Origin of the sequence: Streptomyces sp. NPDC007875, from assembly GCF_042868035.1 — a bacterium.
Taxonomy (GTDB): domain Bacteria; phylum Actinomycetota; class Actinomycetes; order Streptomycetales; family Streptomycetaceae; genus Streptomyces; species Streptomyces antimycoticus.
The window spans coordinates 219,964-233,720 of sequence record NZ_JBIADZ010000015.1 but is presented as its reverse complement, the minus strand read 5'-3'; the positions used below and the strand labels follow the sequence as shown (position 1 = coordinate 233,720).

At 69.5% G+C, this 13,757-nt stretch carries 10 protein-coding genes and 2 pseudogenes; 5 read left to right on the top strand and 7 right to left on the bottom strand.

The window, feature by feature from the left end:
* Positions 1–2: 2 nt before the first annotated feature.
* A complete protein-coding gene (locus tag ACFYOY_RS29070; protein ID WP_351890862.1) occupies positions 3–227 on the top strand; it encodes an MbtH family protein in 225 nt (74 codons plus the stop codon).
* Between the two features lie 123 nt (positions 228–350).
* Positions 351–1,163, top strand: coding sequence for an alpha/beta hydrolase (locus tag ACFYOY_RS29065; protein ID WP_351890857.1), 813 nt, complete (start codon positions 351–353; stop codon positions 1,161–1,163).
* A gap of 103 nt (positions 1,164–1,266) precedes the next feature.
* On the opposite strand, the gene ACFYOY_RS29060 is transcribed toward ACFYOY_RS29065, so the two are convergent.
* The gene (locus ACFYOY_RS29060; RefSeq protein ID WP_388590475.1) at positions 1,267–3,453 is read right to left on the bottom strand and encodes an MMPL family transporter; all 2,187 of its coding nucleotides are present in this window, start codon (positions 3,451–3,453) and stop codon (positions 1,267–1,269) included.
* 451 nt (positions 3,454–3,904) lie between these two features.
* Between ACFYOY_RS29060 and ACFYOY_RS29055 the strand changes: the two genes are divergently transcribed.
* Positions 3,905–4,864, top strand: coding sequence for an ornithine cyclodeaminase family protein (locus ACFYOY_RS29055; protein WP_388590473.1), 960 nt, complete (start codon positions 3,905–3,907; stop codon positions 4,862–4,864).
* A 131-nt stretch (positions 4,865–4,995) separates the two neighbouring features.
* On the opposite strand, the gene ACFYOY_RS29050 is transcribed toward ACFYOY_RS29055, so the two are convergent.
* From ACFYOY_RS29050 to ACFYOY_RS29025, 6 genes and pseudogenes are all read right to left on the bottom strand, one after another.
* A complete protein-coding gene (locus ACFYOY_RS29050; protein ID WP_161558708.1) occupies positions 4,996–5,640 on the bottom strand; it encodes a response regulator transcription factor in 645 nt (214 codons plus the stop codon).
* Positions 5,631–6,713 (bottom strand): sensor histidine kinase, encoded by a 1,083-nt coding sequence (locus ACFYOY_RS29045; protein WP_351890840.1) that lies wholly within the window; start codon positions 6,711–6,713, stop codon positions 5,631–5,633. The genes ACFYOY_RS29050 and ACFYOY_RS29045 overlap by 10 nt, the downstream gene beginning before the upstream one ends.
* A 230-nt stretch (positions 6,714–6,943) precedes the next feature.
* Positions 6,944–7,600 carry a DedA family protein gene (locus tag ACFYOY_RS29040; RefSeq protein WP_351890835.1) on the bottom strand — a complete coding sequence of 219 codons (657 nt, stop codon included), beginning with the start codon at positions 7,598–7,600 and terminating at the stop codon, positions 6,944–6,946.
* Between the two features lie 1,116 nt (positions 7,601–8,716).
* Positions 8,717–9,452 (bottom strand): annotated as a pseudogene (locus ACFYOY_RS29035) (YqjF family protein).
* Positions 9,453–9,524: 72 nt separating this feature from the next.
* A complete protein-coding gene (locus ACFYOY_RS29030; RefSeq protein ID WP_388590470.1) occupies positions 9,525–10,664 on the bottom strand; it encodes a CaiB/BaiF CoA transferase family protein in 1,140 nt (379 codons plus the stop codon).
* Positions 10,665–10,709: 45 nt separating this feature from the next.
* A pseudogene (locus tag ACFYOY_RS29025) lies at positions 10,710–11,024 on the bottom strand (IS200/IS605 family accessory protein TnpB-related protein); the annotation flags it as partial.
* A 13-nt stretch (positions 11,025–11,037) separates the two neighbouring features.
* On the opposite strand from ACFYOY_RS29025, the gene ACFYOY_RS29020 reads away from it, so the two are divergent.
* Both ACFYOY_RS29020 and ACFYOY_RS29015 read left to right on the top strand, forming a co-directional pair.
* Positions 11,038–12,015: an aldehyde dehydrogenase family protein gene (locus tag ACFYOY_RS29020; RefSeq protein ID WP_388590468.1), complete on the top strand. Its 978-nt coding sequence runs from the start codon at positions 11,038–11,040 to the stop codon at positions 12,013–12,015.
* Complete coding sequence (locus tag ACFYOY_RS29015) at positions 12,012–13,166, top strand: M20 family metallopeptidase (RefSeq protein WP_388590466.1); 1,155 nt, start codon at positions 12,012–12,014, stop codon at positions 13,164–13,166. The genes ACFYOY_RS29020 and ACFYOY_RS29015 overlap by 4 nt, the downstream gene beginning before the upstream one ends.
* Positions 13,167–13,757: the final 591 nt, after the last annotated feature.

The following is a 13,757-nucleotide window of genomic DNA, read 5'->3' as shown; positions in this document are numbered from 1 at the left end:
TCATGAGCACCAACCCCTTCGAGGACCCCGAGGGCACTTATCTCGTGCTCGTCAACGATGAGGGGCAGCACTCTTTGTGGCCGGCGTTCGTCGAGGTTCCCCAGGGCTGGCGCACGGTCCTTGCCGACGCCACGCGGGACGCGGCGCTTGAATACGTGAACGCCCACTGGACCGATATGCGCCCCAAGAGCCTGATCAAGGCCATGGAAGGCGCCGACGCGGTCTGAGGCCGCACCCGCTGGACCGCCGTGTGGCCCGCCCGGCCTGGACGCCTTTGACGCGTCGTACCCGAAGGGCGGGCCACACGCATGCCCGTACACCCGTCATACCAAGGAGGATGGAGGAGCGAGATGCCGGTCGTTCACGTCAACGGAATACAGCTCCACTACGAGGAAGCCGGCGAGGGCGAGCCGGTCGTGATGATCCAGGGGACCGGCGCCGGGGGCACCGTGTGGCAACTGCACCAGGTGCCCGCCCTCACCGCCGCCGGATTCCGCGTGATCACCCTCGACAACCGCGGCATACCGCCGACTTCGGAGTGTCCCCAGGGGTTCACCCTCCAGGACATGGTCGGCGATGTGGCGCGGCTCATCGAGCACCTCGGGATCGGTCCGTGTCGGGTCGTCGGCACGTCCCTGGGCGCCTTCATCACGCAGGAACTCGCCCTGTCCCGGCCCGATCTCGTGCGCCAGGCCGTCCTCATCGCCACCCGGGGCCGCACCGATATGCTGCGCGCCGCGATCACGCGTGCCGAGATCGGGCTGCACGACGCCGGGGTGGAACTCCCGGCCCGGTACGCCGCCGTGGTCCGGGCCCTGAAGTCGCTGTCCCCGCGCACCCTCGACGATGGCGAGGCGATGGCCGACTGGCTCGATCTGTTCGAGCTGTCGCCCGCGGCCGGACCCGGACAGCGAGCGCAGATGGATCTGAGCACGCTGGACCACCGGCTCGAGGCATACCGGGGCATCCGCGTCCCCTGCCAGATCATCGCCTTCGCGGACGACCTGATCACCCCCGCGCACCTGGCGCGCGAGGTCGCCGACGCCATCCCGGGAGCCGAGTACGAACTCATCGAGGGCTGTGGGCACTACGGCTATCTGGAAGACCCCGCGACGGTGAACAAGGTGATGGTGGAGTTCCTCACCGGGGCGGCCGCCCGCTGACCGCCCCGGCACGGCGAGCGGCACAGGAACGAAAAGAGGGGGGAGGCGCCCGGCCGGGGGTACCGGACGGCCCTCCCCCCTGGTCACAGGGGCTGCTCGGCCACTACCGCCGCGGGTGGCCGGGCGACGGTGCCCGGTCCGTCTCGGGCACGGGGGACTGTGCGTACGGTGCCGGTAGGCCCGTCGGCGCACCGGTCCCGCCCTCGGCCGGGGCCGATACGGCGGACGTCTCCCGGCCGGTCCCGGACGTGCTGCCGGGCCACCAGTTCCACGGGCCGAGCGCGGTCATCAGCGCCGGCAGCACGAAGATCCGGATGACCACGGCGTCCAGCATGATCGCCGCCGCGAGTCCCACGCCCAGCTGCTTGAACTCGACCGCGTTGAGCGTGCCGAAGATCGAGAAAACGGCCACCATGACGATCGCGGCACTGGTCACGACGCCCGCCGAGCGAACGATGCCCTCACGCACCGAGTCCCTCACGGACGCGCCCTCCACCGCCATCTCCCGGATCCGGCTGACCACGAACACGTGGTAGTCCATGGACAGTCCGAAGAGCACCACGAACAGGAACAGCGGAAGCCAGGACACCACGGTGCCCGAGCTGTCGAAGTCGAGCAGACCCTCCGCCCAGGTGTGCTGGAAGACCGCCACCAGGACACCGAACGAGGCGGCAGCGGAGAGCAGGTTCAGCAGCACCGCCGACAGCGCCACGGCCAGAGAGCGAAAGATCACCGCCATGGTGCCGAAAGTCAGCAGCAGCACGAAGCCCACCACCCAGGGCATGCGCTCTTCCAGATGGTCCGTGAAGTCGATGCCCTGGGCCACGGCGCCGCCGACGCCGCTCTCGGCGTCCGGGACCTCGTCCAGCGCCTGGGGCACCCACCCGCGCAGCACCTTCAGCGACTCGGTGGCCTTGGGGTTCTTCGGCGGGTACGGCGTGCCCACCTCGATGGTGTGCACCCGGTGGTCCCGGGATTCGCGGATCACCGGCGTCTGGTCGTGGGCGAAGAGACTGTTGCCCTCGGTGCGGTCGATCAGCCTCCGCAGAGCGGCCTTGACCTGGCCGGCCTCGTCGGCCGGGGCCCGTACCGCCACCTTGTGCACGGTGCCCTCGCTCGGGAAGGCACCGGTGAGCCGGTCGGTCGCCTGCACGACCGGGATGTCCCGTGACAGGTCGTCCTGGCCGGGCTGCTTGAGCTTCATGTCCAGGGCGGGCAGGGCGAGCAGCAGCAGCGCGCCGATGGACACCACGAGCGTGAGAACCGGCTTGAGCAGCGCCGGGCGCAGCAGCACGGGCCACACCCGCGATTCGCCGGAGCGCATCGTCAGCCGCCACAGGAACGGCACCCGAGGACGGTCCACCCAGCGGCCCAGCTTGGCGAGAAGGGCGGGCAGCACGGTCACCGAGCCGAGGACCGCGACCGCCACGACGATGATGGAACCGGTGGCCAGGGAGGCGAAGGTGGCCTCCTGGGCCAGGTAGAGCCCGGCCATCGCCACGATCACGGTGGTGCCGGACACCACGACCGTATGCCCCGACGTCTCCGCGGCGATCTCGATGGCGTCGAGGTGGGACTTGCCCTTACGGCGCTCCTCCCGCTCCCGCTTGAGGTAGAAGAGCGAGTAGTCGACGCCCACGGCCATACCCATGAGCAGGATGACATTGCTCACCGCGCTGGTCTCCGGCAGCACATGCGAGGCCAGGGACGACAGCCCCATCGCGGTGACCACACAGGACAGGGCGAGCAGCACGGGCACTCCGGCGGCGATGATCGCGCCGAAGACCACCAGCAGGATCAGCAGGGTCAGCGGAACGCTGATCAGCTCGGCCCGCTTGAAGTCCTTGCCGATGGTGTCCGACATGCCCTTCGCCGTCGAACCGGTGCCCACCTGCTCGATCTTGAGTCCGTCGTGGGTGCGGTCGGCCTCGGCGCTCACATCGAGCAGCGGGCGGACCCGGTTGATGGCGTCGTCCTCGTCACCGTTCATCGTCACCGGTACGAGCAGGGCCTTGCCGTTCGGCGCGGGAACCGGCTCACCGACGCTCCGCACCTCGGGCAGTGCCTTCATCCGGCCGGTGATGTCCTTGGCCGCTCGCTGCGCCGCCCGCTGGTCCAGCTTCCCGCCCGACTCGGCGGTGATGAGCACGTTCTCCTCGGGCCTCTCGGTGAAGTCCCCGGCAGAAACGATCTTGCCCGCCCGGCCCGACTCCCGGACGCCGGACTCCTCGGAGTCGAGCTTGTTGGTCCCGGCGGCGCCGCCGAGGAAGAGGCACAGGACGACGAACACGACCCACAGTCCGATCGCGGACCACGGATGTGTGGCACTCCATCGGGCAACCCGTAACGTCGCCGGTTTCTTTCGCACTGTCTGCGTCCTCCCCATGGTGCCGAACCGTTGTGGCGGCTGCCGGGCTTATGACGCTAAAACGCTAGTTCCATGTCCCGGACGTCGACACGGGGTAAACCCCCTCGGTAGCCATTGTTTCCCGCAACTGTCACCCTGCGGTTCTCCGCAGGGTGACAGTTGCGGGAAACCGTACTCGCCCAGGCGAAAGCTTGACCGGAGGAAACTGAAGCCATTAGTTTCATATTCCGGTTCGTCCTTTCCGATGGAAAAAAAATCCATTGGCAGGTAAATGCCGCACCGTGATGCGAATCAAGGGGAAACAATGGAAACCACGGTCCTCGCTCGGCAGCATGTTGCCAAGATCGTCCAGGGAAAGGGATTAGACCTTTTCATGGACCGGATGATCGACCGGCTCGACGAGGCGTTCCGTGCGGAAAGCCGATGGGGCATCACTCCGGCGCGGGACGGATTCCTGCGCGGTCCTCAGAACACGGCCGTCCTCGAATGGATGCCGCACCACCAGCCCGGCGACTCGATCACCATCAAGACCGTGGCGTACACTCCCACGAATCCGTCCACCCATCAGCTGCCCACCATCATCGGCACGATGGCCCGTTACGACGACGTGACCGGCCGTCTGCTGGCCGTCGGTGACGGGATTCTGCCCACCGCCGTCCGCACCGGCGCCGCGTCCGCCATCGCGAGCCGTCTGCTCGCCCACCCCGACAGCCGGGTCCTCGGCCTGGTGGGCGCCGGTGCCCAGGCGGTGACCCAGGCCCACGCCCTCAGCCGGGTCTTCCGGCTGGACCGGATCCTCGTCCACGACATCGAGCCCGCCCACGCCGAGTCCTTCGCCGAGCGTGTGGAATTCCTCGGTATCGACGTGGAGGTGGCATCCGTCGCGGAGATCGAGGCGGCATCGGACATCATCTGCACCGTCACCTCGGTCGGGGTCGGGGACGGCCCGGTCCTCCACGGCGAGCGGCTGCGCCCGCACGCCCACATCAACGCCATAGGCGCCGACCTGATCGGCAAGTACGAGGTGCCGCTGTCCGTGCTGAAGGCCGCCTTCGTCACCCCCGACCACCAGGGGCAGGCGCTGCGCGAGGGTGAGTGCCAGCAGCTCGACCAGAGCGAGCTGGGCCCGGCGCTGCCCGCGCTGTGCGCCGACCCGGCGCTCGCCGAGGGGCGGCGGGAGGAGCTGACCGTCTTCGACTCGACCGGATTCGCCCTGGAGGATCACGTCGCCTTCGACGTGCTCCTCGAACTCGCCGAGGAGGCCGGGATCGGCGACCGGGTGCAGCTGGAACACCTGCCGGAGGACGCGCTCAACCCGTACTCCTTCCAGTGACGGCACCGGGCTGTGCCCGCCCGGACGTGGGGCCCCAGACAGCCCGGTGGCGTCTCGGACGCCGAGAGGTGCTCGACGACGTGTGGGAACACGTCGTCGAGCACTCGCCATGCCCTCGCCCCTCGCGTGCCTCAGGACTCCAGATACCGCAGGACCGCCAGGATCCGCCGGCTGTAGCCGGCGGTGTGCGACAGGTCGAGCTTGTCGAAAATCGTGTTGAGGTTCTTCTCCACCGAGCTCAGCGAGATATGCAGTTTCTGCGCGATGGCCGTGTTGGTATGGCCCTGCGCCAGCGTCTCCAGAACACTGCGCTCGCGCGGAGTGAGCCGGGCGAGCGGGTCACCGTGCGTGGTGCGGATGACCAACTGCCGTACGACCTCCGGGTCGATGGCCGCGCCACCCGCGTGGATCCGCTCCAGCGCGTCCAGGAACTCCTCGACCTGGGCGACCCGGTCCTTCAGGAGATACCCGACCCGCTCCGCGTTGGACGCCAGGAGCTGAGCCGCGTAGTTGCGCTCCACGTGCTGCGAGAGAACGAGCAGGCTTATCTGGGGCCAGCGCTTGCGGATCTCCAGCGCGGCCCGCAGCCCGTCGTCGGTGTGCGTCGGCGGCATCCGGATGTCGACGACGACCATGTCGGGCATCCGCTCCTCGACCTCCTTCATGAGGGACACCGCGTCACCCACCGCGGCGACGACCTCATGGCCCTCCTCGACCAGCAGACGTACCAGTCCTTCCCGTAGCAAGGTCGAGTCCTCGGCGAGGATCACGCGCATGGAAGCTCCGCGGTAATGGTCGTGGGTCCCCCGAGGGGGCTGTCGATGTGCAGCAGACCGTCGAGTGCGCTCACCCGGCTGCGCAGCCCGGTGAGGCCGCTGCCCGATGGATTGGCTCCGCCGGTGCCATTGTCCTCGACCCGGACCACCAGCACCCCTCCGTGCAGCGCGAGTCGGATGGCGATGGCCGTGGCGCCGGAGTGCTTGGCGGCGTTGGTCACGCACTCCGACACCACGAAGTACGCGGCGGTCTCCACCGTCTGTGGCAGCGCACCATCGACCTCGAAGTCCATGCGGATGGGAAGGGAACACCGCTCGGAGACCCCGCTGAGTGCTTCCTTCAGCCCCAGGCTGTCCAGGGCGGAGGGATAGATCCGCCAGGTCGCCTCCCGGAGTTCGGTGATGACCTCCTGGGACTCCTGGTGAGCCTGGTGCAGCAAGGCGTCCACCTGCTCGGGGTTGCGGCCGCGGCTGCGGCGCGCCCGGCCGAGCAGCATGGCGAGTGCCACCAGGCGCTGCTGGATGCCGTCGTGGAGATCGCGCTCGATGCGGCGGCGCTCGGCGTCGACGGCTTGGAGGACCGCGGCCCGGCTGGTGGCCAGCTCGTCGATGCGCTGCCGCAGCAACTCCCGCTCGGACGGCCCGAAGCACTCACGGGCCAGCCGGGCGTCCAGCACCGCGAGAGAGTAGATGCCCTGCACGTCCAGGAACAGCAGCACACCGCCGAGCAGTGCCTGGGTGAGGAGTTCCTGCAGGTCGAGGCGGCCTTGGACCAGTCGCATGGCCAGCACCGCGGCGAGGATGACACCGAACCCCAGCAGACCGACGACGATGGTGCACAGCACCCCCGTATAGCTGCGGATCGCCAGATAGCGCAGGACCTTCTGGTCGGACGACTTGTAGTGCTCGGGGAAACGATCGCCGAAGAATACGAAGCGGCGCGCCCGGTCCAGCCCCGCGAGCCGACGGGCCCCGGAGGCGAGCGTGGCCAGGGCGCCGGGCCGGGTGTGCGGCCATAACAGAAAAGAGGCCATGACCGTGCCGACGATCAGCAAGTAGAGAAATCCGAGCATGGCCGTGCAACAGCCGAGGAGTGCTCCCGGAATCTTGCGCGGCCACGAGGATCCCGCCGCCCCTCTGCCGCCGTCGTTCTGACCGGGCGAGCCGAGAAACAGGTGATGGGTGGCGAAATTCGGCAAATCCCCCTGCACGGGGGCCAAGCGTAGCCCGGCCGCACAGCCCGGGCAAGATCGCCCGGGCTGCGGCGCGAGCGGAGCGGAGGGGCCGGGGTGCGCGCCGTGGCTCATGAAGCGGGGCTCTGCCTGCCGCGACCGCGGAAGCGCACGACCACGTAGACCACGATGGCCACCACAACCGCGACCAGGACCACCTTGGAGAGGACACCGACGTAGGTCTCCACCTCGTCCCACTGATCGCCCAGCCAGTAGCCGGCCATCACCAGCACCGTGTTCCAGACCAGGCTGCCCAGCGTGGTCAGCAGGGCGAAGACCGGCAGCGGCATCCGCTCGACCCCGGCCGGAATGGAGATGAGGCTTCGGAAGATCGGCACCATGCGGCCGATGAAGACCGCCTTGGTGCCGTGCCGCTCGAACCATTGCTCCGTACGATCCAGGTCGGACGCCTTCACCAGCGGCAGCTTCGCCCAGATGGCGTGCATGCGCCGGCGGCCGACGAGCATGCCGATCCAGTACAGCACCAGCGCGCCCACCACCGAACCGAGCGTGGTCCAGAACAGCGCCGAGGCCAGGCTGATCACGCCCTGCCCGGCCGCGAACCCGGTCAGGGGCAGGATCACCTCGCTGGGCAGCGGCGGGAAGAGGTTCTCCAGCGCGATGGCCAGACCGGCTCCCGGCCCGCCCATCGCGTCCACGAGGTCCGCGGCCCAGCCGGCGATGCCGTCCGAGGGCTCCTGGGGCAGAGCCAGGGTCATCAAGTGCATGCGTGGTCTCCAACATGGCGGTCAGGCGCCGGAGCGCTGCGCGGCCCCGACGCCTGTCAATCTAGAAACCGCCGACCAGCGAAGACATGGGGATTGCCGCCCAACCCGGTGGTGTTCCCCGCAGCGCTTGCCCTGCGGGAAACCGCAGATCAGGCTGGTGCCAGGCCATTCGGGCAGACCAGGCGCGCGGCAGCCGGCCCCCGCCGGGCCGGCTCAGAGCGATTGTCGTCGCCGCACCCCCCTTCCCCCGCGCCGGACGCCACGGTCACATCAGGGGACACCGGCAACGCGCGCGGCACCGTACGCCCTGAACCCACCACAACGGCGTCGGAACGCCGCGTCACGGTCCGCGCATAGTGCTTCCACTAGTTGTGCCGACAAAACATCATCTCTTTCCATTCGCGTTGTTAGCGTGTTTGTCCATGGAAGGCTTCCGGTCGGCGGACTCCCATCGGCGCCCAGCGCACCGCCGGATGTACCTGGCCGACATTTAGACCCCGAGGCCTGGGCCGAATTCCCGACTGCGACCACTGGCGGACCCCGAAACCGTGGCCGGCCGGGATCCGTACGCCCCGCCGGACCGGACCTCGCCACGCCCGTTCCTGAAGCCACATCACCCCGAACGACCGCGGTACGCACAACGACAAGACGCACACTCTCTCGACCCTGCCGAGGAAGAGCCATATGAGTGAGCGCCTGCTGCACCCACGCTCGCCTTCTGCGGCTTCCCGGCCGCCGGCTTCCTCGCCCGCGGCCTGACCGAGCACGAAATCCTCGGCATCGCCGGGTCGCGCTGGCTGTTCGTGATCGGCGCGCTCGGCACGGGCGCGGTGTTCCTGTTGCGGCGCACCCCCGAGTCGCACCGGTGGCTGGACTCCGTCGGCCGCACCGGAGAAACCGGACTCTCGTGACCGGGCTCGAAGCCGAGGCCCGCGACGCACGGCTTCGAGATGGAGGACGGGGCCGAGGTCCCCGCCGAGGCCGCCCGCGTCCACATCGAGGCGTTCCAGGGCCAGATGATCGAAACGTGGCCGGGCGTCGACCGCGTTGAGCACGTCATCGGCCTATGACGGACATCCGCGCGATGACCTTCCACCGCAAGCCCATTTTCCGGGCTCATGCGCGTTGCGGGGGCCCGAAGCGAACGGCGACCCCGGGGGCGTACAGCACACTCACCGGCGGGCCCGTCATGGGCGGCAGGCCCCGCGGTGGTGATCAGGCCGTCGTCGAGTTCGAGCAGCTCGGCCCGGTGCAGTGGCCATGGTGCGTGGTCGTTCGGCAGGTGCACCGTGCGGCCGTGCCAGGAGAACGTGCAGCCCCACCGGGCGGTCAGGAACCGTTCCAGCCGTGTGGGCTCCGTGATGGCCCCGCCTATCCTCACCACGGCCCGGCTCGTGCGACCCCGGACCGCAGGGCGCCGTCGCAGGCCGCAGCTGTAGGTGATCACGTTGTTCTCGCGACGCAGCCGCATCGTGGACCATCGATAGGGCAGCCGGACGGTGAGCCGGCCCACCAGCGCGGGGAGCAGCCGGGCCGCGTCGAGGGACTGGAACACCACACCGCGCCGGCCCTGCTCGTCCACCGAGTACAGCCGCACGTTCGTCTCGCAGAACGTGCCCAGTTACGGCAGACCGGGCCCCGGCCCGAAGCCCACCCCGCGCACCAGGAACGGGACCATCCCGACATAGCAGACATCGTCGAGGGTGTCCGGGCGCGTACCGGCGGGCAGCAGCGGGGCCACCCGATCCGGCTCCACCGGCCAGCGCAGGAAGGTGAGTTCATCCCAGCGCTGGACCAGTGTCGGCCGTCGTACGGGCCGTGGCGTGGACAGGGTGATCGGCTCGATCTCCATGCCCGGCGTCCTAGCCCAGGAGTCCCGGCCACCCGTCAGACGGGTCCCGGTTTCCCCGGGCGGGCGGCCGGCTCAGGAGAACTCGGCGCGCACCGCCGCCGTGTGTTCGCCGAGCCCCGGCACCGGCCGCATAGGCGCTCTGCGACCCGCCACCTCCACCGGCGGCAGCAGACCGCGCAGCGGTCCGACCGGGGAGCCGAACTCGCCCCAGCGGTCGCGGGCGTCGAACTGGGGGTGGGTACCGAACTCCGCGATGTCGCGTAGCCGGGCATTGGCGATACCGGCCCCGTCCAGCAGCGCGATCAGCCCCTCGGCGGTGTGGTCCGCGAAGCACGACTCCAACTCAACCGTCAGTTCCTCGTCATGGGTACGGCGCAGGGGATTGTCCGCGAAGCGTGGGTCCCGGATCAGCTCCGGACGGCGGAGCACCCGCTCGCACAGGGCGGCCCATTCACGATCGCTCTGCACACTCAGGAACACCTGGGCGCCGTCCCCGCAGCGGTAGGCGCCGTACGGTGAGATCGACGGATGACGCGAGCCGCTGCGCACGACCCCGGCACCGCCGTACGCCTGGGCGAAATAGGGGTGGCCCATCCACTCGCCCAGCGCGTCGAGCAGGCTCACGCTCAGGTCGGTCCCCGCACCGGTGCGCTCCCGCTCGTAGAGCGCGGTGAGGATGCCGGTGTAGGCGTACATCCCGCCCGCGATATCGGCGATCGAGATCCCGGGGCGGGCCGGGGCCTCAGGGCTGCCGGTGATCGACAGCAGTCCCGCCTCGCACTGGATGAGCAGGTCGTACGCCTTCTTCTCGCGGTACGGGCCGCTGTCCCCGTACCCGGAGATCGCGCAGGTGATCAGGCGGGGATGGGCGGGCCGCAGCGTCCGCGCTCCCAGGCCCAGCCGGTCCACGGCCCCGGGCGCCAGATTGTGCACGAAGACATCGGCGCTGGCGAGCATCGCGTCGAGCAGCGCCCGGTCGGTGTCGTCCTTGACGTCGAGGACGACGCTCTCCTTACCGCGGTTGATCCAGACGAAGTAGGCCGACGCGCCCTTGACCTCGCGGTCGTAGTCACGGGCGAAGTCGCCGCGCCCCGGCCGCTCCACCTTGATGACCCTGGCTCCCAGATCGGCGAGCTGACGGGTGGCGAACGGGGCGGCGACGGCCTGCTCCAGGGCGACGACGGTGATGCCTTCCAACGGCTGCGCGGGCACGGGCGGCTCCTTCGCTTCGATGCGGGTAGCCCCTGTCTACCGTTCCTACGGGCTGAGCGTGAGTTGCACGGGCTCAGCCGGACGCTCCGAACGGTGTTGAGTGTCCTGGTCGCCCGCGTTCGCACCGCACTCAGGGCCTGTGGATCGTGTCCGTGGTCCGGGGCTGCGGGGGCGGGGTTCCTCAGGCCCTCGGGTGCCGCCTTCGGCCTGGGCGGTCCGATGCCCCGCACGATCGCTCGGGTCGTGTGGGGGCGGTGCCGTCCGTCGCCGGATGCGGTGTCCGAGGGCGCGTCGTCCGATCGCGACACTCGCCGCGTCGTGACGGGTGGTCTTGCGTTTGGTGCTGGTGAGGGGCCTCTGCTGCCCGGTCCCCATGGTCCTCGGCGCACTCGGTCCCCTGCTGGCGGCCGGAAACACCGTCGTCGTCAAGCCCTCGGAACGCTCCCCGCTGTCGACCGTACGGCTCTTCGAACTGCTGAACCTGCCGTCGGGGGTGGTGAACCTGGTCCTCGGCGACGCGCGCGCTGGAGTACCCCTGGCCGAGCATGAGCAGATCGAGCTGGTGCACTTCACCGGATCTGTCGAGGCGGGCCGCAAGGTCGGCGCGGGTACCGGTCGGCTGCTGCACCGCGCGGTGCTCGAACTGGGCGGGAAGGACCCCGTCGTCATCGACTCGGGAGTCGACCCCGCCACGACGGCAGCGGCCGTCGCGATGGGCGCCTTCCTCAACACCGGCCAGATCTGCACGTCCATGGAACGCATCTACGTGCATCAGGACATCGCCGACGAGTTCATTGACGCCTTGGTGCAGGCGGCCCAGCCGTACACCGTGGGCGACGGTCACGACGAGGGAGTCATGATGGGCCCACTGGTCGACGAGCGTCAGCGAGACGTCGTTCGCAGGCACGTCGCGGACGCGGTCGCGTGGGGTGCGACGATCCGCGCGGGAGGAGTCGAGCCGGACGGCAAGGGCTCCTTCTACCCGGCCACGGTCCTGGCCGATGTCGACGAGTCGATGCTGGTCATGAACGAGGAGACCTTCGGCCCGCTCGCCCCCGTCGTGGTCGTCTCCTCCTTCGAGGAGGGCCTCGAGCACGCCTCCTGGTCTCGCTTCGGCCTCGCCGCGACGGTCTACACCAACGACCCCGACCACATAGCCGCAGCCGCTCAGATCCCCGCGGGCGTCGTCTGGGTCAACCAGTGGCAGGGCGGTGGTCCCGAACGCCTCTACGAGCCGGCCGGCGACAGTGGCATGGGCGCCACGGGGGCAACCGCGGCCTATGACGCCGCCACCCGCCCGGCCTCCGTGCACATCGCCGCGTGGCCCGCGTCGGGAGGACCCCACCGATGAATCCCAAAAGCATCATCGAGCGGCGGATCCGGACGGCCGAACACGGCCTGGTGGATCTGTCCCACCGGATCCACGCCCACCCGGAACTGGCCTTCCAGGAGATCCGTGCCAGTGACTGGGTCGCCCAGCACCTGAGCGAAGCCGGATTCGAGGTCGAACACGGCTGCTACGGCCTGCCCACCGCGGTCCGCGCCACCGTGGGCTCCGGACCGCTGCACATCGCCGTCTGCGCGGAGTACGACGCGCTGCCGGAGATCGGCCATGCCTGCGGACACAACGTGATCGCCGCCGCCGCGGTGGGTACGGGCCTCGGGTTGGCCGCCCTTGCCGACGACCTCGGAACGAAGGTCACCGTGCTGGGAACTCCGGCCGAGGAAGGCGGCGGCAAGGTTCTGATGCTCGAAGCCGGAGCCTTCGACGGGCTGGACGCCGCCATGATGGTGCATCCCGCGGCCGTCGAGATGGAAGCCATGCCCGGCTCGGCCGTCTCCATGTTCGACGTGTCCTACCGCGGCACACCGGCACACGCCGGCGCCTACTCCGAACGCGGTGTCAACGCCGCCGACGCCATGACCGTCGCCCAGGTGGCCATCGGACTGATGCGCCAGCGGACGACAAGCACGGACCGCATCCAGGGCATCGTCACTGAAGCCGACAGCGCAGCGAACATCATTCCGGGCGCCAGCCGAGGCCGATGGATCGTCCGCTCGGACACCGTGGAGACCCTCCCGCCTCTCGCAGCACGCGTACAGCGCTGCTTCGAAGCCGGGGCACTCGCCACGGGATGCGAGCTGTCGATCGCCCCGCTCGGCCCCGACTACGCCGATATGCGACCCGACGCCCGGCTCCTGGCGCTGTACCGGGCCAACGCCGAGGCCGTCGGCCGAACCTTCCCGGACCTGCCCGGCGGCGCGGCCGTTGGAGCCGCTACTGACATGGGCAACGTGTCCCACGTCGTGCCCACCATCCATCCCATGCTCGGACTGGACTGCGCACCTGCGGTCAACCACCAGCCCGAGTTCACCGCCGCGTGCGTCACACCGGCCGCCGACCGCGCCGTCCTCGACGGCGCCATCGCGATGGCCTGGACCGCCGCCGACCTCGCCGCGCCCCCAGGGGATCGGATCGTGACGAGCGACCGGAAGTCATAACCGCAGCACGCTCAAGGGGCCGAACCGGGAAGGCCGTCGTTTCTCCTGGGTGCGGCCCGGATATGGGTCGCCGACGACGATGACGGCGTCGAGGCCGACCAGCCCGGCGTCGATCCAGGGACTGTTCCCGAGTAGTCACCGAGCAGGGCGCAAACCGTGGCTTCGCCCAGATCAGTGCGGTACGCGGCGTTGGACAGCGTCTGGTTGGTCGTTGCCGAGGTGGTCCGGTCCCACGTGGTAGCCACTCGGCCTCGACGCCGTCGATGTCAACCCTGTGCCGCTCGAAAAGTCATCGCTGCATGCATGCCGCGTATCTGTACTCGTTGATGAGGCCGCCGAGGATCCGGGTGCGCGGGGCTTTGCTGGTGCTGAGGGCATGCGCCGCGACAGGTTGTTCGTGGGCGTCGGGTGGTAGCCGGTTGCGGGCCTGGTGGGTCGGTGCTCGTTGTAGTGCTGCTCGTAGGCTGCGAGGATGCGGCGGGCGTGGGCCTCACCCTCACCCTCGGTGGTGGTGCCTGGTCGCGGGTCTGCGGTAGCGGTGCTGAGGCGCGATCCAGATTCGTCGGAGTTCGGCGGTCTTCGGATGTCGAG